Source organism: Anaerocolumna sp. AGMB13020 (genome assembly GCF_033100115.1).
Lineage (GTDB): Bacteria > Bacillota > Clostridia > Lachnospirales > Lachnospiraceae > Anaerocolumna.
On record NZ_CP136910.1, the window covers coordinates 586,873 to 609,755 of the forward strand.

The 22,883-nt window shown below is 39.7% G+C and carries 19 protein-coding genes; 5 read left to right on the forward strand and 14 right to left on the reverse strand.

Translation table 11 applies throughout. The features are described 5' to 3' along the window. Nucleotides 1–134 precede the first annotated feature (134 nt). From R2R35_RS02475 to R2R35_RS02490, 4 genes are all read right to left on the reverse strand, one after another. Nucleotides 135–305 (reverse strand): hypothetical protein, encoded by a 171-nt coding sequence (locus R2R35_RS02475; protein WP_317732911.1) that lies wholly within the window; start codon nt 303–305, stop codon nt 135–137. Between the two features lie 36 nt (nt 306–341). Beyond that, a complete protein-coding gene (locus R2R35_RS02480; protein ID WP_278248529.1) occupies nt 342–476 on the reverse strand; it encodes a hypothetical protein in 135 nt (44 codons plus the stop codon). A gap of 150 nt (nt 477–626) precedes the next feature. Then, nucleotides 627–2,333, reverse strand: coding sequence for a S8 family peptidase (locus R2R35_RS02485; protein WP_317732913.1), 1,707 nt, complete (start codon nt 2,331–2,333; stop codon nt 627–629). 183 nt (nt 2,334–2,516) lie between these two features. Next, nucleotides 2,517–4,394, reverse strand: a complete 1,878-nt coding sequence (locus R2R35_RS02490) for a DUF4914 family protein (RefSeq protein ID WP_317732914.1) — start codon at nt 4,392–4,394, stop codon at nt 2,517–2,519. Between the two features lie 826 nt (nt 4,395–5,220). Between R2R35_RS02490 and R2R35_RS02495 the strand changes: the two genes are divergently transcribed. Then, nucleotides 5,221–6,540 (forward strand): hemolysin family protein, encoded by a 1,320-nt coding sequence (locus R2R35_RS02495; RefSeq protein ID WP_317732915.1) that lies wholly within the window; start codon nt 5,221–5,223, stop codon nt 6,538–6,540. A 182-nt stretch (nt 6,541–6,722) separates the two neighbouring features. Here R2R35_RS02495 and R2R35_RS02500 read toward each other — a convergent pair whose 3' ends face one another. The 3 genes from R2R35_RS02500 to R2R35_RS02510 all read right to left on the reverse strand — a co-directional run bounded on the left by R2R35_RS02500 (nt 6,723) and on the right by R2R35_RS02510 (nt 10,540). Beyond that, entirely contained in the window at nt 6,723–8,813 is a 2,091-nt protein-coding gene (locus tag R2R35_RS02500) for a sodium-translocating pyrophosphatase (RefSeq protein WP_317732916.1), read from the reverse strand. Between the two features lie 153 nt (nt 8,814–8,966). Continuing rightward, nucleotides 8,967–9,818 carry a MurR/RpiR family transcriptional regulator gene (locus R2R35_RS02505; protein WP_317732917.1) on the reverse strand — a complete coding sequence of 284 codons (852 nt, stop codon included), beginning with the start codon at nt 9,816–9,818 and terminating at the stop codon, nt 8,967–8,969. Between the two features lie 32 nt (nt 9,819–9,850). After that, a complete protein-coding gene (locus tag R2R35_RS02510) occupies nt 9,851–10,540 on the reverse strand; it encodes an N-acetylmannosamine-6-phosphate 2-epimerase (RefSeq protein WP_317732918.1) in 690 nt (229 codons plus the stop codon). A gap of 355 nt (nt 10,541–10,895) precedes the next feature. On the opposite strand from R2R35_RS02510, the gene nagB reads away from it, so the two are divergent. The 3 genes from nagB to R2R35_RS02525 all read left to right on the forward strand — a co-directional run bounded on the left by nagB (nt 10,896) and on the right by R2R35_RS02525 (nt 13,140). Then, complete coding sequence (gene nagB / locus R2R35_RS02515) at nt 10,896–11,609, forward strand: glucosamine-6-phosphate deaminase (RefSeq protein ID WP_317732919.1); 714 nt, start codon at nt 10,896–10,898, stop codon at nt 11,607–11,609. 80 nt (nt 11,610–11,689) lie between these two features. After that, entirely contained in the window at nt 11,690–12,829 is a 1,140-nt protein-coding gene (gene nagA / locus R2R35_RS02520) for an N-acetylglucosamine-6-phosphate deacetylase (RefSeq protein WP_317732920.1), read from the forward strand. A 137-nt stretch (nt 12,830–12,966) separates the two neighbouring features. Then, nucleotides 12,967–13,140, forward strand: a complete 174-nt coding sequence (locus tag R2R35_RS02525) for a DUF1540 domain-containing protein (protein WP_317732921.1) — start codon at nt 12,967–12,969, stop codon at nt 13,138–13,140. Between the two features lie 109 nt (nt 13,141–13,249). Here R2R35_RS02525 and R2R35_RS02530 read toward each other — a convergent pair whose 3' ends face one another. From R2R35_RS02530 to R2R35_RS02540, 3 genes are all read right to left on the reverse strand, one after another. Then, entirely contained in the window at nt 13,250–13,873 is a 624-nt protein-coding gene (locus tag R2R35_RS02530; protein ID WP_317732922.1) for a DedA family protein, read from the reverse strand. Nucleotides 13,874–14,752: 879 nt separating this feature from the next. Next, a complete protein-coding gene (locus R2R35_RS02535) occupies nt 14,753–15,715 on the reverse strand; it encodes a S8 family peptidase (protein WP_317732923.1) in 963 nt (320 codons plus the stop codon). 297 nt (nt 15,716–16,012) lie between these two features. Next, the gene (locus R2R35_RS02540) at nt 16,013–16,747 is read right to left on the reverse strand and encodes a hypothetical protein (RefSeq protein ID WP_317732924.1); all 735 of its coding nucleotides are present in this window, start codon (nt 16,745–16,747) and stop codon (nt 16,013–16,015) included. A 356-nt stretch (nt 16,748–17,103) separates the two neighbouring features. On the opposite strand from R2R35_RS02540, the gene R2R35_RS02545 reads away from it, so the two are divergent. Further along, nucleotides 17,104–17,721 carry a lactate utilization protein gene (locus R2R35_RS02545; protein WP_317732925.1) on the forward strand — a complete coding sequence of 206 codons (618 nt, stop codon included), beginning with the start codon at nt 17,104–17,106 and terminating at the stop codon, nt 17,719–17,721. Here R2R35_RS02545 and feoB read toward each other — a convergent pair. The 4 genes from feoB to R2R35_RS02565 form a co-directional block, all read right to left on the reverse strand. Beyond that, nucleotides 17,710–19,713: a ferrous iron transport protein B gene (gene feoB, locus R2R35_RS02550; RefSeq protein ID WP_317732926.1), complete on the reverse strand. Its 2,004-nt coding sequence runs from the start codon at nt 19,711–19,713 to the stop codon at nt 17,710–17,712. The two genes, R2R35_RS02545 and feoB, sit on opposite strands and share 12 nt — an antisense overlap. Then, the gene (locus R2R35_RS02555) at nt 19,710–19,940 is read right to left on the reverse strand and encodes a FeoA family protein (RefSeq protein WP_317732927.1); all 231 of its coding nucleotides are present in this window, start codon (nt 19,938–19,940) and stop codon (nt 19,710–19,712) included. The genes feoB and R2R35_RS02555 overlap by 4 nt, the downstream gene beginning before the upstream one ends. Before the next feature lie 50 nt (nt 19,941–19,990). Continuing rightward, entirely contained in the window at nt 19,991–20,800 is an 810-nt protein-coding gene (locus R2R35_RS02560) for an AraC family transcriptional regulator (protein ID WP_317732928.1), read from the reverse strand. 201 nt (nt 20,801–21,001) lie between these two features. Beyond that, a complete protein-coding gene (locus R2R35_RS02565; RefSeq protein WP_317732929.1) occupies nt 21,002–22,759 on the reverse strand; it encodes a glycoside hydrolase family 2 protein in 1,758 nt (585 codons plus the stop codon). Between the last annotated feature and the right edge of the window lie 124 nt (nt 22,760–22,883).

Below are 22,883 nucleotides of genomic sequence, written 5' to 3' on the forward strand. Positions count from 1 at the left end.
GCACCCTATTTATACAACCCTTGCAGAACAGAAAAAGCCCTATAGTATTTCCATCTTTAAACTTTGATTGTTTCTGATCTCTCAAAGCGTAAAGACGAAATACCATAGAGCTTTCTCCTTTTACAGATTCTTAGCTACCATTTTCCGTCGAACTTTATGGGATTGGCCTTTTCATGACCGCTTTTTGCTTTACCCTGAATCTCAGGTACAGGCTTCTCTTCATTCTTCTTGCCCTTAAATCCGATATGCTCCATTGTTCCATGGGGTTCTTTTGGGTCCGGACGTCTCATTCCGGCTTTTGCCATTTCAATCCCTCCTTTGCATCTTAGGACAGCAACTGCTTACACATCATTATGCTCTGCTGACTTTTTCTTGGCATTTCTGTTCTGGTTCTGATTTTCTCTGGTTATTGGTGTCTGGTAATTTGCTTTTTCCATTCTTGCCTTTTTGTTATCAGGCTGACTGTCTTTTGGCATAATAACTCCTTTCAGTGAATATCAAATTCAAGATTTGATATTCCTGCATCTGTAGTAGAAAAAAGTCTGAAGGTCAACAACAAAAACCCCCATAAAAATTATTGCAGGATAAGTATGCTTCCACCGTGGAATCTTATTCATTTTAAAATTTTATAATGTGGATTCTCCTCTTAAGCTGTCAAAAGTCCTGTAAATATCAATCATACCAAAGCCCCATACTTTATTGGGGTAGGCTTCATTGGTACTTCTCTTAACACCACGAATAAGAAATTGCTTTACGGCTGTTGAATCCATGTAAATCAATTTACCGCGTACAAGTCCCCATTCCAAAAGCAGCGCACCAATTCCTGCCGTTACAGCTGCAGCCATACTGGTGCCAGTTTTAGCTACAAAACCTTCAGAGCTTGGACATAGCAGTTCGACTCCAGGTGCAGCAAGTTCCGGCTTTATGTTATTTAACCGTGTAAAGCCTCTGCCTGCATTTAAATAAATACTTTGATTTCTGTAATCATAGGCAGTTACAGTTATTGGTATACCCGCATTTCCTGGCGTTGTAATTGTAGTTTCCGGGTTGGGTTTTACAAATCTGGTGGCCTCTCTTACAAAACCGGTCATAGGAAGCCAGATATGAAAACCTGTGGTTATATCCTTGATTCCATATACCCTGAAACGCCAGATGCCCGGTGCAGGTCTGACGAACCGCAGAAAGATGAGCTGATCTCCGGTCTGAGCCTCTGCTATCAGATAACTTATATATAAAATGGTACTTTCAAACAAAAAACGGATGGTTCTGCTTTCTCCAAGCCTGGCCGGTATTCTGGGTATATATTCTCCCGAAGGCGAAGTGATATCAATGGAATATACGCCAGGGGCCTGCCCCCAGAGTTCCATGGTAAAACCATTTTCATCTTCAGCAACATTTACTTCCACTAAATTACTGTTAGTTGTATCTTCAACGGTACCAAAGTAATGGTGTCCGGCAGCACCTTCGTTTCCAGCAGGCAACACAACAACTACCCCATTTCTTTCACCCAGTCTTGAAAGCATAAGGCTTATGGGTTCCCTGCCGTCATGGCCTCCCATATTAGACCCCAGGCCTATGCAGATAACAATGGGTTTATTTCGTTGTTTTGCCAGATTTACAAGATAAAGTACACCTGCCATAATATCATTTTCCTGGTATGCGATGGTTTCAGCCGGAACAAACAGATATTCCTTGAGATTTTCTTTTGCCAGTTTTAACTTAACCATTGCCAGCTCTGCTAAGGTTGCAATTCCGGTAAAGTTCTCTGCCTGTACTTCACCTCCGCCTGCTAAACCAGCCAAAGCCGTTCCATGCCCCAGTTCATCCACACTAGGTACAACGGATAAAGGTGCTTCACTTCTAAGAGCTTCATTTATATTATCTTCTGTGTATACCTTTCCATAATTGTAAGTCTCCGGTGTTGCCTCCGGATTAACTATGGTTTGGTCCCAGATTGATATAATTCTGGTAGTATTGTCACTTTTTCTAAATACAGAAAGTGAATAATCAATTCCTGTGTCAACAAATCCAAGAATAACACCTTCTCCTTTCAGATTAAGTCCGGGAAGTCTTGCTAATCTGTTAAGTCCAACTGCTTCAATTGTTGGTGATTCCAACAATCCAAATAATTTAGGTATGGCGGTATAGCCTATGTCCCCAACCAATCTTTCCTGTGTTTTACTGACAGGTATATATGCCACCGCATAAGTATCGTCTAAAATCTGCATGGTCTCACCATAAACATCTTTCATACGTGTAAGATCCGCATCATACTCAATTAATACATCTATATAGTCATTACTAATTATTTTATTCTGCTCTTCCTGCGTCATACACCCTGCTTGAAAACCATTTTGGTTATATATATGTTGTTTTCTTCCAATTAATATCAAAGGCATCAATAGAAAACAACAAAAAGAGTATGAGATTCTTTTACAATTCCTCTCATACTCTTTCAGCGATCATTCATTCTGCTGATAACAGCAATATATTATTATTTTACATCTTAGTTATCATTAATATCTCATGGGGAGAATATCTCCATAATCCTCCAAGGAACCATTATTAAAGAAGCAGTCAATAATCTCTCTTCCTAACGGATCAAGATCATCTGTCTTAAACTTAACCAGCTCTTCTTTAAAGAAGTCTACTAATAACTTAGCTCCCTTATCATAACCTTCAATACCAACTTCAGCCTGAAGTTCTGGACGAAGGAAATCCTGTCTGATATAACGTCCGTCAATGCGGATAGATTCCTGACAATAACCAAGGATATTGCAGCGTGCTTCCACTAACTGCTCAGGCTTGAACTTAGCGCCGCCTCTTCTTGCAATATATTCTCTTGCCACCCACTGAGGCATGAAACCAACTTCATATACACCGATGTGCTGATTAGGAATCAGAACATATCTGGTATGAGTGGAATGCTTCACCTGATTCAAGAGCAGGTTAGCCTGTGTTACCATCTTTCCGGTAGCAAAAGGCCAGTAGGAACCAACACCTTCACTGGTCATCTTATTGGTAGAATTAATACTGGGATTATTGTAACCTCTGGGTGCTACAAGTCTCCACAGCCATGCAAGTGCCGGAGGAAGTACGTGGAATAAACCGATTACACCGTAGCTGGGATTCTCTTTTGTGCAAGGTGGTGTTCTAACACCAAAACTCCTGATATCAACCTCAGCAAGTTCACTGACTACATTCTGCACATACTCTCTGGGCAGAATAACTCTGGGATTGGGGCAGGGTTTGCCATCGGAATCAATAATATGCTCCCAGGGAAGACAGGTTGCCTTCTCAATAGCCTGCATATTAATATAGACCAATGGTCTGGGGGGCTGAATAAGTATACTCTCAAGCTGAGGAGAATCCCCGTATTTCTTTATGTTATCAAGACGTAAGAACCAGCCGTCTTCCGCATCCTTAACAACCAGTTTATGGCTTTCATTCTGCATATCTGTATGGCATAGAGCCATATCATCCGTAATAGGACGAAGCTCGCAGGCATCTACCAGTTCGATATATGTCTTTTCTTTGGTAAGGGTGTTCACACCAAGAACAACTTTACCATCTAACTCTCTGTGAATGTTTTCTGTCATTTCACTCTTACCGCCGCCGGATGCACCTTCATGCATAATAACTATTTCATTGTCATATGGAGTGATAACTTTAACCGTTGAAGCGTGACATGTCGTCCAGCCTTCACGTTCACCTATATTTAAAAGCACACTGTAAATACCTTTTTTGGCACTGGGACCTGGATAAAGATTATAAGAGAATACTTCATGTACGTCATCCAAACGATTATGGACTACCACCTGTTTACCATCAAAATGAGTATGACGGAATGGAGGTGCAAGATAAACCACTGCCTTTGGTTCAAAGCCACTTTCAATATCGTTAACGCTTACAAACTCCTGTAAGTCAGCTAAAGCAGCACCAAAAAAGCCTGCGTTAACAGGTGCTAAAAGAATAGCGGGATATCCGTACTCTCTTCCACCGGCCATAAAGGGAACTATAAAAAGGTCCTGTTTCTTAAGCCACTCAAATGTCGCGTCTCTCAGTTCGCTGAAATCCTTTTTGTAAAGGTCCTGATATCTCGGTTTGTCTGACTCTTTCTCATCAGATACCAGATTACAGTCCGGGTCTCTTCTTCTCATATAATCTTCCGGATAGTTACCAATAACACCGTTTCTGCATCTGGTTACGGTAGCTTCCAAAACAGAGCCTTTGCCTTCCACGTCATACCTTACTTCATAATCGTTTCCGCCTTCAGGGCCAAAGGAAAGAGCCAGCAATTCCTCTTTTGTAGCAGGGATTACTACGCTCTTACAACTGTCCAGTATTGCTTGTAATTCTTTCGAAAAATTAAATTTCTGTAACAATTCTTTCACCTAATCATCCTTTCTAGCTATATGCCATTTCTGGCTATCTGCTACCCAGCCTGTTCCTTCATCAGTTGTGTCAATTTATACAGCATTCCTGACGAATGCGTTTCCTGAATTGACATATTCTGTATCCCAGAGCCGTTTAGCATAGTACCTTCCAACATTTATTAAACCCGATCTCCTATGTAATGTAAGACACCGGCTTCCTACAACTTGTCATAAGCTGCTTCTTGCTGTCTGCTGTACTTGTCAACATGTTAGTTACCTGTCTGCCGTCTTAATTCACCAGTTTTCAATTCAATATGAAGTATGCATTTTTTCCTGAAAAAACCGCTTAAATCAGTCCTTTTTGTAAACGCTTACTTTCTCTCCGATTATAAACCATTTTGTGGGTACTGTCAACCTGCCTTTTTCAGACAAAATCCTATCTTGGCATGAGAAAAGTCTTGAAAATACAGGCTTTTCAAGACTTTGCATAATTGTATACAACAAAACAATTTAGAATTTTAAGAGTATTTATCAATAATTTAGAATTGGGACTTCTTAAAATTTTTCCCGTTTATAAAAGTACAAATACATGTATTTTTATAAGAGTACTTGCATAATCAATTACCTATTACCGCTTCATCATCTTTACGCATCACATCCTATTATACTTTAATTCCGCTATCTTATCCGAAGTCTGCCAACAGATAAAGTATTTTTTCCCATTTGTTATCCTTGTATTTCCTATGTTTTCATGGGGTTTTTTAGAAACCAGTACTAAAAACTTGCTATTTTGTCTAATCTATGCTATAATAGATACAAAATTTTTTTAGGAGGAATAATCATAATGGATCCTGACCCTGACGGGGATAGTATTTTTTTACAAATACTAATACTAATCGTTATAACACTTATCAATGCATTTTTTTCCTGTGCCGAGATGGCCATGGTATCATCAAACAAAAACAAAATCAAAAGGCTTGCTGATGGCGGTAATAAAAAAGCCGAACTGGTGCAGAAGATCATGGAGGAACCCACAAAGTTCTTATCAACCATACAGGTTGCCATAACCTTAGCTGGTTTCTTCTCAGCCGGATCTGCAGCTACCGGATTATCCGGACCTATGGGAGAATTTCTTTTGAAAATTCATATTCCTTATGGAGATGAAATTTCCTTTTTCCTTGTAACAATAATACTTGCTTTCTTTACATTGGTTTTCGGTGAATTGGTTCCCAAAAGAATTGCTCTTTCGAAAACAGAAGAAATCAGTATGTTTGTAATTGGCCCTGTTAACCTTTTATCCAAAGTAGCATCACCATTTATCAAATTGCTTTCTTTCTCGACCAATCTGGTTATGAAATTATTTGGTTCAAAGGTAAATGTTCAGGAGGATATATTATCAAGAGAAGAGATCAAGTCTTTAATTGATGAGGGACAAGTACATGGGGTACTAAATGAAAATGAAAGGGAAATGATTAATTCCATCATCGAATTTGATGATACACTTGCCAAAGAAATTATGACCCCCAAGGTTAATGTTTTTGCCATCAATATCCTTGATCCCATAGAAAACTATGTAGATAGGTTGATGGACACAAAATATTCCCGAATCCCGGTATATGAGGATGATATTGATAATGTTATCGGTATTTTATATTTTAAGGATTATATGAAGGAAGCTATCAAGGTAGGCTACACCAATGTCAATATGCGTTCTATTCTAATCAAGCCTTATTTAGTGCCTGACAGCAAGAATATTTATGAACTGTTCAAAGAGCTTCAGGTCTCTAAAAACCATATTGCTGTATTGATAGATGAATATGGAGGATTTTCCGGTATTGTTACCATGGAGGATCTGGTGGAAGAAGTTATGGGAGATATCGAGGATGAATACGATATTTATGTTCCCAAAATTAAAATGCTTGATAATTCCACTTACTTATTGGATGGCTTACTTACAATAGACGAGCTTAATGAAGAATTAGATTTAGGCATTTCTTCTGAAAATTATGATACCATATCCGGTTTCCTCATTGATACTATGGGTGCTATTCCCAGCGATGATGAAGACCGTACAATAGAAATTGATAACCTGGTATTTAAGATTATCTCCGTTAAACAAAAGAGAATCGATAAGATTAAGCTTTATATCGGAACCGTATCTTAATTCACGTAAATACTTATAGCATAATTTAATAGAATGCGTAAAAAGAAGGGCTTATGCACCTGTAGTATGGTAGATGACTTACCAGCTGCAGAGCAAAGTCCTTCTTTCTATTTTTATTTTTCTTATCTTATATCAATCATCAATAAAAGCTTATGTCAAGTAATGCGAGCACCTCTCATACCTCAGCCAAACAAGGAAATAGTAAGGAAGACCGTAGCAGTAAGGGAAGCAATGAGCGATACCACAGTGATCTGAGTATTTAGAGATGGACCGGCTGTATCCTTAAAAGGATCTCCTACTGTATCTCCAACTACTGCCGATTTATGAGCAGCTGAATTCTTGCCCCCATGGTGGCCGGATTCCACATATTTCTTCGTATTATCCCATAACCCACCTGAATTGGACATAAATAAGGCAAATATTAAACCGCTTACAATATTTCCGGTAATGAACCCGCCTACAGCTGATACACCACCAATAAATCCAACAAGAAGCGTTGCAATAATAGTCATTAAGCCAGCCGGTACCAGTTCCTTCAGCGCCCCATGGGTAGCAATTTCAATGCATTTATCGTACTCCGGTACGACACCGTCTTTGCCTTCCTTCAATCCTTCTATTTCCCTGAATTGTCTGTGTATCTCATCAACCATCCTCTGTGCGTTTCTGTCCACACCTAACATCAGCATGGCAGAAAACAAAGGAGGAATTGCCGCTCCGAATAACAGTCCGAAAAAGACTGTCGGATTCAAAATATCAAATCCGGTTATAAGCGGTCTGCCAAGTTCTGCCGCAGCAGTATTCACTTCACTGATAAAAGCACCTAACAAGGCAATAACCGTAAGTCCTGCAGCTCCTATGGAGAACCCCTTAGTAACAGCTTTTACGGTATTCCCGGCACTATCCAGGGTATCTGTTATTTCCAGGGCTTTCTCACCCAGCCCACCCATTTCAACCAGGCCTCTGGCATTATCAACAATGGGTCCATAAGCATCGTTGGAAATAATCATGCCTACAATGGACAACATTCCTACGGCAGCCATAGCTATACCAAACATGGGATAACCAGCTCCTAAAGGTTCACATATCTTATAAGCTGCCAATGCTGATATACCAATTCCGATCATGGAAGGCAGAATACTCATAAGCCCATAGGATATACCAGATAATATGGTAAAGGCCGGACCTGCTTCCGAGGCTTTGGCTACCATATGGACAGGTTTCCTGGAATCATCAGTAAAATAATCACTGGCAAGGCCAATAACAACGCCAACTGCAAGACCAATGGCACTGGCAAACCAGATACGCCATTCAAAGTTAAATATATATGTAGCAAGTGCTGTCAGTACACCGTATAATGCTGTCGTTACATAGGTATTACTGTTTAACGCTCTGCCGGGATTGCCGCCTTCTTTCATTCTTGCCGTCAGTACACCAGTAATGGAGGCAAGAAGTCCCAAGGCGCTATAACAGAATACCATACTGGCATTGCCGCTTCCTCCGCTGCTTTTATCCAGAGCACTTGCCATAACCAGCGCTGCTGCCATAGAAGCTACATTGGAATCAAATAGATCCGCACCCATACCTGCCACATCACCTACATTATCTCCTACATTATCAGCAATAACAGCCGGATTTCTCGGATCATCTTCCGGAATTCCAAGTTCCACTTTCCCTACCAGATCGGCACTGATATCGGCAGTCTTTGTAAAGATGCCACCGCCGGCCTTGGCAAATAACGCCATGGAGCTGGCACCGAAGCTGAAGCCAAGAAGGGCTGTTGTATTATCGGTAAGCAGCAGTACCAGGGTGACGCCAAGAAGGCTGGAACCTACCACTGCCATTCCCATAACTGCTCCACCGCGAAAGCCTGCCATAAAGGAAGGTCTGATACCCTTGACTGATGATTCTGCTGCTTTGATGTTCGCAATAGTGGCTATGCTGATACCGACCTTTCCCGCTATACCAGAAAAACAAGTACCAAAGATGTAGGACAATGCCATTAACACATTGTCAAAAAGACCGCCTTCCCAAACAGGATCAGGCAAAAACAGAAAGATAACAACTGCGATCACACCGCAGAAACGGGATAAAACTTTAAATTCCTTCGCTAAAAATGTGTTTGCACCATTACGTATCAGCTTTCCTACCTGAGCAATCCGCTCATTGGAAGAAGGCCTCTTGTTTACCCAGCGATACAGCCAGAAGGCTGCAATAAAAGCAAGTATTGAAACAACAATGGATGCTGCTTGAAAAATCTCTACCCTGATATCCATATTTTCCATCTCCAATCTATTATAATGCAATTTTATCATAGCATTTATGGAGGTTATGTTCAATATAAAGTTATTTATCTATATATTATTATACACATTGCACGTATTTAATGTAATATATTTCCTTATAATTTATGCATTATTACATCTTGGTTATAACAGTTTTCCGGATATTGATTCTGTTGTCCGTGCCTTGTTTTCTGAGCACTGGTTATAATGCTTTACAAAAAATTGAAGATATAAGATTTCGAGAATATAAAGCTGAACAATGGATGTGGTTGATGCACCACCATCCAGTGGTCCTTCATTCGAACCGCATAAAAGAATGGCGTCAGCCTGCGCGGTGAGAGCTGTTTTGGCAAAATGGGTTATGATAACGGTAGGACAGCCATTTTGCTTTAATAGCTGATGAACCTCTATCATATCTTTTGTTGAACCGGAATAGGAGAAAATAATTGCCAGGTCCCTGGAATCCATAAGTGAGGCCGCTATATGCTGCATATGCCCATCTCCCGTAAATTCAACATTTGGTATAATTCTCATAAACTTTTGTTTGGCCTCCAATGCTATTGTTCCCGAAGATCCTACTCCAAAGAAATGAATACGTCTGGCCGCTGACATAAGATCTGCTGCTTTGGCAACCTGCTCATACTCCAGCAGCTGAAAAGTCTCCTTAAGCCCGTCCATATGAGCAGACAAAGTCTTTTCACATATTGTCCTGGTATCATCTCCGCTTTCTATGATACCAGCAACCTGTTCCTTAATTTCTCCCATTTTTGTTATATCCTGTGCCAGAAGCATTTTAAAATCCTGATATCCATTTAATTTTAATTCCTTACAGAATCGAAAAACCGTGGTATCTCCCACCATACAATACTGCGCCAGGTCAGTAATTGATGTATACAGCACCTTTCTGGGATTTTCAAAGATATAATCTGCTACTTTTTTTTCGGCTTTCGTAAATCCAGCATAGTTTTCTTTTATTCTGTCCAGTATTCCTGCCATGTTACCCTCCCACTCTTTCTCTATAATATCGTTTATTTTCTAATGGCATTGATGAATTTTTTCGTTATTACAGCCGGTCTTGTTATGGCAGCCCCTACAACTGCCGCAAATACACCGGTATTAAGCGCTTCTTTCAACTCCTCCGGCGAACTGATTCCTCCTTCAGCAATAACTGGAATCGGGAGCTTTTCCACCATCTCCTTCATAAGTGAAAGTGCTGGAAGTTTCTCATTTCTGGTTTCCCTTGTATACCCGCAAAGGGTGGTACCCACAATATCAAATCCTAGTACAGAGGCTTCCAAGGCCTCTGTAAAGGTAGCGCAATCAGCCATAAATATCATCTCAGGATATTCTTCTTTGATTTTGAGAAAAAGCTCTTTTAAAGTCATCCTCCCAGGTCTTAATCGATTGGTAGCATCCAAAGCAATAATATCAGGCTGAACCTCCATAAGTTCCTTTACTTCTTTTAGGGTTGGTGTAATATACACCTCACTGTCATTATAAATACTCTTGGTGAGGCCAATAATAGGTAAGTCTATGGTTTCTTTGATACATCTGATATCCTCAGGTGTATTTGCTCTGATACCGCAGGCTCCACCTTCCTTTGCAGCCAAAGCCATCCGCGACATGATATAAGAGCTGTATAATGGTTCTTCCGGCAATGCCTGGCAGGATACAATTAATCCCCCTTTGATCTTCTTAAGCACTTCTTCTTTCTTCATTCGGACTCCCCTCTGTATGCCTATTAACTGCTTCGTTCTTTAACTACTGTGTTTTCGCAAACCACTCACATTCACATTTACCAACTATAAATCTAGTTTTAATGAAAAATATTTTCTTATTAGAATTGTAGCCCTGTATTTTTCATCTGTCAATAATATCTGTCTGGTTAGCCTAACTCTCAGACTTTTCACTCTCTAAATTAAATATATTTTTCTTTATTTGATGAAAATATATTTTATTTTCCTTGATTTTTAGAATTTCATAAGATACTATAGAATCAGATATACTACGAAAGAATATCAGTGCTGTAATCTTTATTCTTTCATTATAAAAAATCCTTGTGAGGTACGTATCATGAATCTGATTAAAGCCAACGGTTATAAAGATCTAAGCAGAAAAGCAGCTAATGTAGTCTCAGCTCAGGTTATCCTTAAGCCTTCAAGTGTCTTAGGGCTTGCCACAGGCTCAACACCTGTGGGAACTTATGAACAGCTTATTGAATGGTACAAGAAAGGAGATATCGATTTTTCCCGTGTTGTTTCTGTAAATCTGGATGAATATTGTGGTTTATCACCTGAAGATCCCCAGAGTTACCGATATTTTATGAACGATCACTTCTTTTCTGATATAAATATCAAACCCGAAAATACGCATGTTCCTAATGGACTGGCGCAAGACTTAGAATCTGAATGTATTCGTTATGAAAATCTCATAGCCGATTTAGGAGGAATCGACCTTCAGGTATTAGGTATCGGACATAACGGACATATTGGTTTTAATGAACCCGGTAATTCCTTTGAAAAAGCTACCCATATCGTAGAACTGAACGAAACCACTCTCCAGGCTAATGCCCGCTTTTTTCAGAATATCGACGATGTGCCAAAGAAAGCTATCACTATGGGTATCAAATCCATTATGCAGTCAAGAAAAATACTTCTGATCGCAAACGGCCCGGACAAAGAAGAAATCATTCACAAAGCAATATTTGGACCGGTAACTCCCGATGTTCCCGCTTCCATCCTGCAGTTTCATCCTGACCTGACTGTTGTTTGTTCCTTTGAGGGATGATATGAATACGATATGAATACCCGCTAAGCTATATTTCACCATTTTAGCCTGTGGTTCATGATTGCAGGCTTAAGAAAGGCATGGTTATTAATATGTTATTTCAGAACGCATCTGTCTTTATTGATGACAGCTTCCAAAAAGCAGATTTTAAGATACTAGAAGGTAATTTTTCAGAAATTACAAGCCATAAAAGCAATGAGCTGAAAGAACCTGCCATTGACTGTACCGATAAACTCATTCTTCCAGGTTTTATTGAACTCCACTCTCACGGTTGCATCGGTTATGATTTTACCACTTCTTCACCGGAAGAGTTAAAGAAAATGTGCGGTTTCTATGCAGCAAACGGTATTACTTCCCTGCTTGCCACCACTATGACAATCGGTTATGATACATACAAAAGAGCTATGTTAAACATCAAAAAGGTTTGTGAAGAAGGAACCGGAGGCAGCCGTATTATTGGCATTAACATGGAGGGTCCTTTTTTAGGAGCTTCCAAAAAGGGTGCCCACGATACCCGTTATCTTCTATCTGTCAATGAAGAGAAATACGAAGAACTCAATGGGCTTTCTGGTGACAGAATAAAAATCATTGATCTGGATCCTGATCTTCCAGGCGCTATACCATTTATAGAGAAGTACAGCAAAGATAAAGTAATATCTCTGGCTCATACCTCCTGTGATTATGATACTGCAGTAAAAGCCATTAAGGCTGGAGCCAGCCATGTAACCCATCTGTTCAATGCAATGAATGGACTTCACCACCGAGCTCCTGGTATAGTCGGCGCGGTATCAGACTATAATGTAAATGCTGAAATCATATGTGATGGTATCCATATTCACCCCTCGGTGATACGACTTATGTTCAAGGCGGTTCCTGAGAAACTAATCCTAATCTCCGATTCTATGAGTGCTGCCGGTTTGGAGGATGGTATCTATGAACTGGGCGGACAGAAGGTAACGGTAGAAAACGGAAAAGCAGCTTTAGAGGACGGTACCATTGCAGGCTCAACAACAACTATTTATAAAGCATTCCTTAAAGCACTGGAAATAGGTATTCCTTTAGAACAAGCAATCTTAAGTGCCACCCTTTATCCCGCAAGAGCAATAGGTGCCGATAAGGTAACTGGCTCCATAGAAACAGGCAAAAAAGCTGATTTTATAATTATGGATAAAAATTACAAAATTGAAAGTGTTTATTCTGACGGTATTCAGATTTTTTAAGTTTTATATATAACAATTTTACTGCTTTAACAATATGTAACTGAATAAAAAAACATGAAAAAACCCATTCTAATTAATGCAATGAAAATTAAAATCGATTGCTAAAAGCATTGTGCTTATTAGAAAGGAGTTTTAACATGGAAATTAATTCAAGCATCGGATGTAGCGTAACAGAATGTCAATACCATGCAGGTGAGAAGCAGTATTGTACACTTGATAAGATTATGGTAGGAAAATCAGAATCCTATACCTCCAAAGTGGAAGGTACAGATTGTGAATCTTTTAAAGTAAACGAAAACAAGACATATTAATAGCAGTTAAGGACAAAAAAGACCACTGCCCGATATAACGAATCGGCAGTGGTCTTCTTACATCTTTTTATTTTTTCTTACCATGAATTCAATACAGGAATTAGAATAGCTACTCTTTCTCTTTCTTCTTGCTCTTTTTATAAAAATAAAAGGCAGCACACAGGATAAACAATACACCTAGTACTATTACGGTAATATGAGTTAATGTGTCTGTCTTATCGACAATACTTTCCCAGGAATTGCTGGCGGCTTTTCCCAGAAGCACTAATACCGTATTCCACACCAGGGAACCTATGGTGGTCAGAAGAAAGAAACTCCAGATATTCATATTTGCCATACCAGCTGGTATGGATATCAGGCTTCGGATTACAGGTATACATCTGCAGATTAAGACCGTTACTTTTCCTTTGGAGTTGAACCAGTTATAAGCCTTACTGACATCTTCTCTTTTAAGACGCAGAATTTTACCTATACGACCATCCAATATCTTACCCAGTCTATCCATTGTCAATAGATTGCCTGCTCCATACAGAATTGCCGCACCCAGTAATGAACCAATAGTTGAGAATAAGATAACACCTTGGGCAGTCAGACTCGTATAGGTGGTCATAAATCCGCCAAAGGTTAAGATAATCTCAGATGGTATAGGCGGAAACACATTCTCCAAAGCAATGAGAAAAGTAATTCCCAGATATCCGAATTGATTCATAAATTCAATAATCCAATCTTTCATATAACCTCTTTCTAAAATAAATTTCCAGTATGTAGATACCAATCCATTATATTGTAAGACAGACAGGATTACAACCTACTTTTGAAATAAGTCAAAAATAGTGTATTTGCGACAAACAATATCTACACTGCTTTTAAAACTTTATTAAGAGTATGTATAATATTTAAGAAATCATACATAATAAAGAGTGGATAGCAAATCAAAAACCTTCCTTTTAGAACATGAACCTGACGCAGATAGCTTCTATCACAAATATAAGTACAGTTTGTTAATGAGTAATGTCTTGAAGGAATAAAAGGCTTTGTGTAGTTATCCTTTCATATAAAATTGAAAGTACAGTTTTATCCTATTCTGTATACAAAATAAAAATGGGTTAATCATAGAAGCCTTTCTAACGAAAATCGTTATGTCAGGCTTCTTTTTTATTGCCTTCTATCTTTCCATCAATTACCTTGGTTTTAGCGGATAGTTAACGGTTATCTGCGTATAATAAGGATTGGATACAAAGCAAATGATTCAAAAGCCCTTGTTTAATACATGTGCTCAAAATCAAATGCCGCCTGTATTCCTTTAACTAAGATAAAATAAGCAGTAAGTCTCGAACTGCAAAAAAACTTATTCACACAGCAAATTTAGGAGATGGTTAAGTTGGACTGGCTTATGTCATAAAAGTTATTCGGATCCAAGTAGTTTGCTAAAAACTGAATATTGAAAGAGACAATTGATATAAGGCAGGAACTAATACTTCCTGCCTTATATTCATAATCATAAAATCCTATATTATCAATATATTTTCCGTTCAATCAATCTTCAAATTTGTATGAATTAAAAGCTTCTTACATCAGCTTTTTTACATCTGAACTATCTTCCTGCATCACTTTATTCTTTCGACAAATCTATAAGTCCATTACCTTGGCTTCTCTTATCAATTCCTAAAGAAACAGTTTTCTTAACCAGCTGCGCATATAGTTCCGCTTCCGTTAATGTTCTTCCAAAATTTGCTTCACTTTCATTTATTATCAATGCCAGAGCTCCTGATACGTGCGGTGTTGCCATAGAGGTTCCACTTAAGGTAGCATATTTGCCGCCGATATAGGTTGAAAGTATTCCCACACCGGGAGCAACAAGATCCACATTATCGTTACTGTTACTGAATTTAGCAATCTTCTTATTAAAATCAACGGCACCTACTGCAATTGCTTCATCATAAGCTGCCGGGTAGCTAAGTTCGTTGGTATTGCTATTATTATCACCTTCATTACCAGCGGCACAAACAACCAGTATATTTGCAGCAACTGCATCCTGAACAGCTTTATGGAGCTTTGCTTCGTTACTCGGACCACCAAGGGACATGGATATAACTCTGACTCTTTCTCCATTTTCCCCTCTCCAGGTTACCGCATAATTAATTCCTTCTATGATGCTCTTATAACTTCCGCTTCCGTTTTTATCCAATACCTTAACGATTAATAATTTTACTAGAGGCGCTGCTCCTACTACACCTGCGTCATTCTCAATTGCTGCAATTGTTCCTGCCACATGAGTTCCATGACCGTTGTTATCCTCATATTTATCCGGACTCATAGCATAATCACAGGTAAAGTTCCTGCCACCAATTATTCTTCCTGCCAAATCCGGATGATCTGTCTGACAGCCTGTATCAATAATTGCAACGACCACACCTTCTCCTTTTTTCCCTGCGTCCCAAAGGTGAGGTGCATTTATCATCTGAATACCTTCCGGTATTTCACTTGCACTTTCATGAATTTGCTGTACATCAAAAGGGATTAACTTAACCCTCTTCCTGCTTAATTCCATGAGAAAATTATGAAATAGCTTCAAGGCACATTTTCCTCTCTTTCTAATGCTCTTCCGATATACTCCTGGAAGGCCAGTGACAATCTGATAACCCGGTTTCTAACAATGATTAATCAGACTATCTATACTAATATATTGTCAAATGACGAAATATGTACCATTTTGTCGTATTGATTACCATCTTTTCTCGAACAAGAAGCATAGGATTGTATTTATACCTGTATGTTTTATGATAAAATCAGACTTACAGCCAATGAAAGATGGACATAAAAAAAGCCCTGCTGACGGCTTAAAGTCAACAAAGCTTCTTTTATACTAATATTATTTTGTTTCTTTCTTTCTCTGAACGAAGTAAACAATTCCGCTTAATAAAAGGATAAAGGTTATAACTGCACCGATAACCACGGGTGAACGCTGGGCAGTAGTATTGATTTCAGCACTGATTGGTGCAGCTGTTGTTATTCCTGATTCAGCAGCTTTACTGGAATCAACTGTAGTAGATGTAAGCTCCACTTCATTGATTTCTTCTCCTGTACCGGTTGTCTGATCGTCCGTCCCAGTGTCTGAGCTTCCCTGAATGGTCATAATACCATCATCCACAAGATTTTCGATAGGCTCCTCTGCCTCTTCTCCTTTATAAACCGGTTCTTCTCCGGTTGCTGCACCTGAAGCATAGATTAACTCCGGAGCAACACCTTCTACTACTGAAATATTATCTTTTCCAAGTAATTCATATACGTAATTTTCTTTTTCTGCATTAAAAGGTATAATCGCTACTTCTACTGCTGTTTCAAGGGGAGCCGTATAGGTAACGGTTATTCCCTTCTCTTCAAGATCTTTTACCTTATCTTCAAACAGGATTTTATCAACTTCCAACTGTTTCTGCATCATTTCCTTTACCTGTGGATTATCCATACTTACACCAGTTGTATATAGTATTTCGGGTGATGCGGTAGTGTCAGAAGCTTCCGTTTCTGCTGCTTTCGCAGTTCCGCCATAAAGCAGTGTAATTGTCATTGCAAGCATTGCAACCTTTAATAAATTCATTTTTCTCATATTTTTCTCCATTCTGGCTGACAGCGGCCAATAAACTATTTACAAACGCAAAGTTTCATATAATTGAAAAAGTAACAAAGTAACATTCATTATTCAAATTAATTTTTATAATTTCAGAAGTTCCTCCTTTCCTTTCCCTTTATGACAATTAGACGATGGTCGCTTGAAAGAGGTTCCCTGTTTTTATATGGTATTTTATTACAGCTGCATCTATTTGCACTAAAATGTGATTATTGTTATACTAGTATTACCTTGCCAGCAGCACCTAGGGCGTATTGGAAAACTGCTTGTACCGAACTGGAGGTTCAGAGTTTTTACTACGACCATTATCATACAAAAAGAAATTGAGGATTAACATGGATAAACGAATTGAAAAAACTGTCAGAAATCTAAAAAGACATAATATGTCCGGATATTATATAGAAAATAAAGATAATCTATTAAGCTTGCTTAAGGAACTGATACCCCCAGGAGCAACTGTTGGGTGCGGTGACTCTGTCACCTTAGAGGAGGCCGGTGTATTTGATTTTATAAGACAGGAGAATTATCACTTCCTGGACAAATTTAAGCCCGGTTTGTCCAAAGAAGAAAAACGCCAGATATATCTGCAAAACTTTGCTGCCGATACATTTCTCACTGGTGTCAATGCAATAACAACTGACGGGAGACTGTTTAATATTGATGGCAACGGCAGTCGGGTTGCTCCTATGCTTTATGGACCAAATCAGGTAATCGTTGTTGCCGGTATCAATAAACTCACTGACACCCTTGAAGATGCAATCACGAGAGCAAGACAGACAGCCGCTCCTTTAGATGCCAGGCGTCTGGGTAAATCCACACCCTGTACTTCTTTAAACCGTTGCATCGACTGTAGTCATAAGGAGAGAATCTGCAATGACTTTGTATTGATATCCGGTCAGTTTGCAGCTAACCGGATAAAAGTAATACTCATAAATGAAGAGTTAGGCTATTAATAGCCTGATAGCTCCATATACCATCCATGCGCATACCCAGGCAAAGAGGGTCTGATACAGCATTATCCATATTGCTGAAATAGTATTGAGCTCTCTTCTGATGATACTGACAGCCGCCACACAGGGAGAATAAATCAGTGTAAAGATCAAAAAGGAATAGGCAGAAGCCGGTGACAGAAGCTGATGAAGCGCAGCCGGCAGATGTTTAACTCCTTCTCCGCTAAGAACTCCCAAGGTACTGATAACTGCTTCCTTTGCCATAAAACCGGTAAGAAGCGCCGTAGAGATCCTCCAATCTTCAAATCCCAGGGGTTTAAACAGAGGCGTCAGAAGATGTCCGATATCAGCCAGCATGCTCTGTGAACCTGCTACTGACGGTTCCAGGTTCCAGGTGAATTTCTGCAAGAACCATATCAGGATCGAAGCCAGGAATATAACAGTAAAAGCCCGTGTAAGAAAATCCCTGGTCTTATCCCATAACATGAGTAGTACACTTTTAGCACCGGGAATTCGGTAATTGGGCAATTCCATGACAAAACGCTCTGCTTCCCCTTTAAATATGTACTTTTTATAAAACAATGTACTCACAATCCCCATTAGCAGCCCGAACAAATAGAGGGATATCATGACCAGAGCACGATGGTTGGGAAAGAAAGCCATGGTAAACACACCATATATCGGAAGCTTTGCACTGCAGCTCATAAAAGGTATCAGAAAGATTGTCATTTTACGGTCTCTGTCGCTGGGCAGGGTACGGGTTGCCATAACTGCCGGTACACTGCACCCAAAACCAATTATCATAGGAACGAAACTTCGTCCTGAAAGCCCGATGTTCCCCAAAAGCTTATCCATTATAAAAGCAACCCTTGCCATGTACCCGCTGTCTTCCAATAAGGCCAGAAAAAAGAATAGGATGACAATGGTCGGTACAAAAGATAACACACTGCCAACACCGGCCAGAATACCATCCGTAACCAGTGAAACCAGTATATCCTTAATTCCGGCCCTGACCAGGATATCTCTCAAAAAATCAGTTAATACCTGTATCCCTCCGGCTAACAGATTACTTAAGAAACTCCCGATAACTCCAAACGTCAGCCAGAATACACTTAACATTATTAGAATAAATACCGGTATTCCAATGTATCTGTTTGCAAGTACATTATCAATCCTGAGACTCCTTCTCTTATGTATACTTTCCCCAGGCCTGACCACTGCCTCACTGCACAGACTGTCAAGGAAACGGTATCTCATATCAGCAACTGCTGCTTTTCTGTCTGTCAGGAGTGTGTTCTCCATGGTACGAATCCTTTTTTCAATAGCCTCTCCCAGATCTTTTGTAATAGTAATCTCTTCTTTTACTCTGCCGTCATTTTCCATCAGCTTTATTGCATGAAAGGCAGCCTTCTTATCTTTTCTGTCAGCTTTTGTAAGAATAGTTGTAATTTCCGAATAGGTTTGAGCACAGAGACCAGTATAAAAATTTTGCTGCTTCGGCGTATTACGATTTACCACGGTTTCAAGGGCTGTACTAATTAACTTCTCTATTCCCTGATTCCTGACTGCTGCTATAGGAATTACCGGAACACCCAAACTATCCTCCAGTTTTCTGATGTCAATGGTACCACCATTGGCGCTTACTTCATCCATCATATTCAAGGCGATTACCATAGGGATATTGAACTGGATTAACTGCAGGCTCAGATACAGGTTTCTCTCAATATTAGTAGCATCTATAATGTTAATGATACCTTCCGGATGTTCCTTTATAAGAAATTCTCTTGTTACGATTTCTTCTTTGGTATAGGGCGATAAGGAATATATCCCAGGAAGATCAACAACCACAATATCCTTCTGTTTACGAATCATCCCTTCTTTTCTCTCAACCGTTACTCCCGGAAAATTACCAACATGCTGATTTCCACCAGTCAGCTGATTATAAAGCGTGGTCTTACCGCAATTCTGATTACCAATCAATGCAAACGTAATCATAGCTTATCCTCAACAACCTCAATATTTTTGGCATCCTGACGGCGCAGTGTCAGTTCATAACCACGAAGGCTGATTTCTATTGGATCCCCAAAAGGAGCTGTTCTCCGTACCATAACTACAGTTCCCGGGGTTAATCCTAAATCCAATAAACGGTCTCGCAATGCACCTCTTCCGGTTACAACAGTTATTCGACCTTTTTTTCCAATCTTTAATTGATCCAGTGTCATAACAAGATTCCCTTCTTTCTATAACACAATGTAAAACCGCCCCCTTCTGGTTATTCCTCAAAACTGTCTTTTCCTTTATTCAAAGCACTCCTATATTGCATGGGCGTTACCCCCTCCATTTTCTTGAAATTTCTGGAGAAGGCAGATAAATCATAAAATCCGCAGGATAAAGCAACTTCCGTCATATTATAAGTTGTCCGCTGAAGCATATATTTGGCAGTCAGAATCCGGTATTCTGTCAAATACTCTTTCACGGATTTCCCCAGAAAGTGTTTAAATATCTTGAACAGATAGGTTCTGTCAATCCCAACATATCTTGCAATATCAGAAACACGTATATCATACCCGTAATTATGCCGGATAAAGGTAAGCGCCTTCACATAATAGCCTTGCTCTGCCGCCTCTTCTTCCTTCTGATGAACTCTTGCGGCAGTGGAGAAAATAAGATAAAACAAACCGATAAGCTCGTATTCATTACTGTCAGCCCTGTCAAACTTGGCAACCAGCCGGTCAAGATAATTGCCGCAGTCTTCTACCCTTAAGATATCACAGATTGGATACTCTTGGGTAAAGCCTGCTTTTTTTAGCATTTCTTCCGTCTTCTCGCCATCAAAGGCAACCCAGGCATATTCCCAGGGTTCTTCCCTGTCTGCTTCATAATAGGTAATCTCCTGAGGACGTATGAGGAAAGCTTCACCTTTCCCTACCTTATACTTACTTCCCCTGGATTCATAGATCCCTTTGCCGTTTAAAATAAAATGCAGCAGATAATGGGGTCTGATGGCCGGACCGAAATAATGACCGGGGCTGCAGGCTTCTTTACCGCAATAATAGATATTTATATCTGATTTGTTGTTCATATATCTCCTAACCCTTTACACCTTCAGTGATTCATTCGTACAATGTAATTTTCGGCACATTACCCTACCTTGTAATATCCTGCTTTAAAATATAAAATCAAGATATTTTATACAGCTTCCTAAGGCATTACACAAATACAGGAATCAGGCAGGGCTGTACAACTATCCAATTAATCTTAATGTATTATCGCACATACCCATTTATTCTTCAATAGCCGCTTTTTGAACATTTATTTCACGAATAAGCGCCGGATCGAATTTGGCTTCTCTTGTATAGGTGTAAAGCCCATTAACCTCCTGCTCCACATCGTATAGCTGTGTATAGCAGAATCCGCTTATTCTCTTATTTCTTAACAAAGTAGTTGTTAAACTCCTGTACCGATTAAGAAACTCCTCCCGGCTCCCAGGTCTTTTACCATATCCCCAGCCTTCGCTGTCAGCTTCACTCCACCAGATGCCGCCGTATTCCGATACAAAATATGCCTGATCATTATAACTTTGCCTCTCAGGAAAGGTAACGTAAGTCTCCCCGCCTTCCCCCATGGCTTTAAACTTCTCGGCAAACAGCTCTTCCTCCTGTTCATAATCGTGTATATCAAAGATATCCGTCACCACGTGGAAATTACCGCTGGTATCAATAACAGGCCTTGTTCCGTCAATTGCTTTTGTAACTTCATAAACGATACGCAGCACGGAGTCTTCCTGTCTTGTAAAGTTCTGATCCCAGGTCTCATTAAAAGGACACCAGCCTACTAAAGCCGTACTGTTAAAATCCCTTTTAACCGCTTCTATCCATTCGGGAAGAAATACTGTTAAAGCGGAACGCTTCGTTATATCAAGCCCCCAATTACCATATTCCCCCCATACCAGATATCCCAGGTGATCTGCCCAATACAGAAAACGTGGTTCAAATACCTTCTCATGTAGCCTGGCACCATTAAAACCCATTTCCATAGACAACAAAATATCCTGCTTGAGTGCTTCGTCTGATGGAGCTGTATAGATCCCCTCCGGATAGAATCCCTGATCCAATACGAGTCGCTGAAATATTTTTCTGCCGTTAATACGTACCCCCTCTTTATCATAATAAATATCCCTAAGTCCAAAATAACTGGTTACCTCATCAACCTTGGTCTTCTCTTTCCACAAAGAGATTTTAAGGTCATACAGATTTGGTTCACCAGGCATCCAAAGGTACTTCTCCAACAAGGAAAGGCTAAGTTCTGTCTCATTGCTTTTGACAAGAGATTCCGTTTTCCCCATAAATTCCCCTTGAAAATAAGCCTCTGCTTTTACCATCAACCCTTCTGCTGCTCCTTTTATGTCACATTGCAGATTTAGAAGTCCTGCTGATGCATTTGGATAAAACTTAAATCTATCCAGATAGCTCTCCGGAACATATTCCAGCCAAACAGTCTGCCATATACCGGTTGTCCTGGTATAGTCACATCCAAAGGAATAATATTGTTCACATTGCTTTCCTCTTGCCTGTTCCCCTGATCTTACATCATCTTCCGCACATAGGGTTATGGTATTATCTCCCGCAGCGATGTAATCTGTAAGGTCAATTGTAAACGGTGTATACCCTCCCTTGTGCTCTCCGGCTTTCTGGCCATTGATCCACACTATGGCATGATAATCTACCCCTTGAAAGTGAAGTAAAATCCTCTTACCCGCTTCCGGTGTCAAGGAAACATTTCTTCTATACCAGACCATGTTCATAAAATCTTTGCAGCCGATACCGGACAGACTGCTTTCCGGGCAAAATGGAACCTGTATTTTCCTTGAGAATTCACCACCCTCAAACAACTTTCTGTCAATACCGCTCTTTCCGTAGTCAAATTCAAATTCCCATTCTCCATTCAGGTTCAACCATTCCTCTCTGACGAATTGAGGTCTTGGATATTCTGCTCTGGCTTTCTTTTCATCTTTTGTAAAATTCATTGTAAATTCATTCATTTCGATTCCTCCTGTTGAATTTCTGTCTGCTGAATTTCTGTCTGCTGAATTTCTTTCTGCTAATCCCAGCAAATTGTCATGTCCCACGTTTTTTTCACTTTACTTCCTCTGAACATAATTGTAT

Bases quoted from the DNA above. Each gene is read 5' to 3' on its own strand.
- R2R35_RS02475 (WP_317732911.1), bottom strand. From the start codon at position 305: ATGGCAAAAGCCGGAATGAGACGTCCGGACCCAAAAGAACCCCATGGA.
- R2R35_RS02480 (WP_278248529.1), bottom strand. From the start codon at position 476: ATGCCAAAAGACAGTCAGCCTGATAACAAAAAGGCAAGAATGGAAAAA.
- R2R35_RS02485 (WP_317732913.1), bottom strand. From the start codon at position 2,333: ATGACGCAGGAAGAGCAGAATAAAATAATTAGTAATGACTATATAGAT.
- R2R35_RS02495 (WP_317732915.1), top strand. From the start codon at position 5,221: ATGGATCCTGACCCTGACGGGGATAGTATTTTTTTACAAATACTAATA.
- R2R35_RS02500 (WP_317732916.1), bottom strand. From the start codon at position 8,813: ATGGATATCAGGGTAGAGATTTTTCAAGCAGCATCCATTGTTGTTTCA.
- R2R35_RS02505 (WP_317732917.1), bottom strand. From the start codon at position 9,818: ATGGCAGGAATACTGGACAGAATAAAAGAAAACTATGCTGGATTTACG.
- R2R35_RS02510 (WP_317732918.1), bottom strand. From the start codon at position 10,540: ATGAAGAAAGAAGAAGTGCTTAAGAAGATCAAAGGGGGATTAATTGTA.
- nagB (WP_317732919.1), top strand. From the start codon at position 10,896: ATGAATCTGATTAAAGCCAACGGTTATAAAGATCTAAGCAGAAAAGCA.
- nagA (WP_317732920.1), top strand. From the start codon at position 11,690: ATGGTTATTAATATGTTATTTCAGAACGCATCTGTCTTTATTGATGAC.
- R2R35_RS02525 (WP_317732921.1), top strand. From the start codon at position 12,967: ATGGAAATTAATTCAAGCATCGGATGTAGCGTAACAGAATGTCAATAC.
- R2R35_RS02530 (WP_317732922.1), bottom strand. From the start codon at position 13,873: ATGAAAGATTGGATTATTGAATTTATGAATCAATTCGGATATCTGGGA.
- R2R35_RS02540 (WP_317732924.1), bottom strand. From the start codon at position 16,747: ATGAGAAAAATGAATTTATTAAAGGTTGCAATGCTTGCAATGACAATT.
- R2R35_RS02545 (WP_317732925.1), top strand. From the start codon at position 17,104: ATGGATAAACGAATTGAAAAAACTGTCAGAAATCTAAAAAGACATAAT.
- feoB (WP_317732926.1), bottom strand. From the start codon at position 19,713: ATGATTACGTTTGCATTGATTGGTAATCAGAATTGCGGTAAGACCACG.
- R2R35_RS02555 (WP_317732927.1), bottom strand. From the start codon at position 19,940: ATGACACTGGATCAATTAAAGATTGGAAAAAAAGGTCGAATAACTGTT.
- R2R35_RS02560 (WP_317732928.1), bottom strand. From the start codon at position 20,800: ATGAACAACAAATCAGATATAAATATCTATTATTGCGGTAAAGAAGCC.
- R2R35_RS02565 (WP_317732929.1), bottom strand. From the start codon at position 22,759: ATGAATGAATTTACAATGAATTTTACAAAAGATGAAAAGAAAGCCAGA.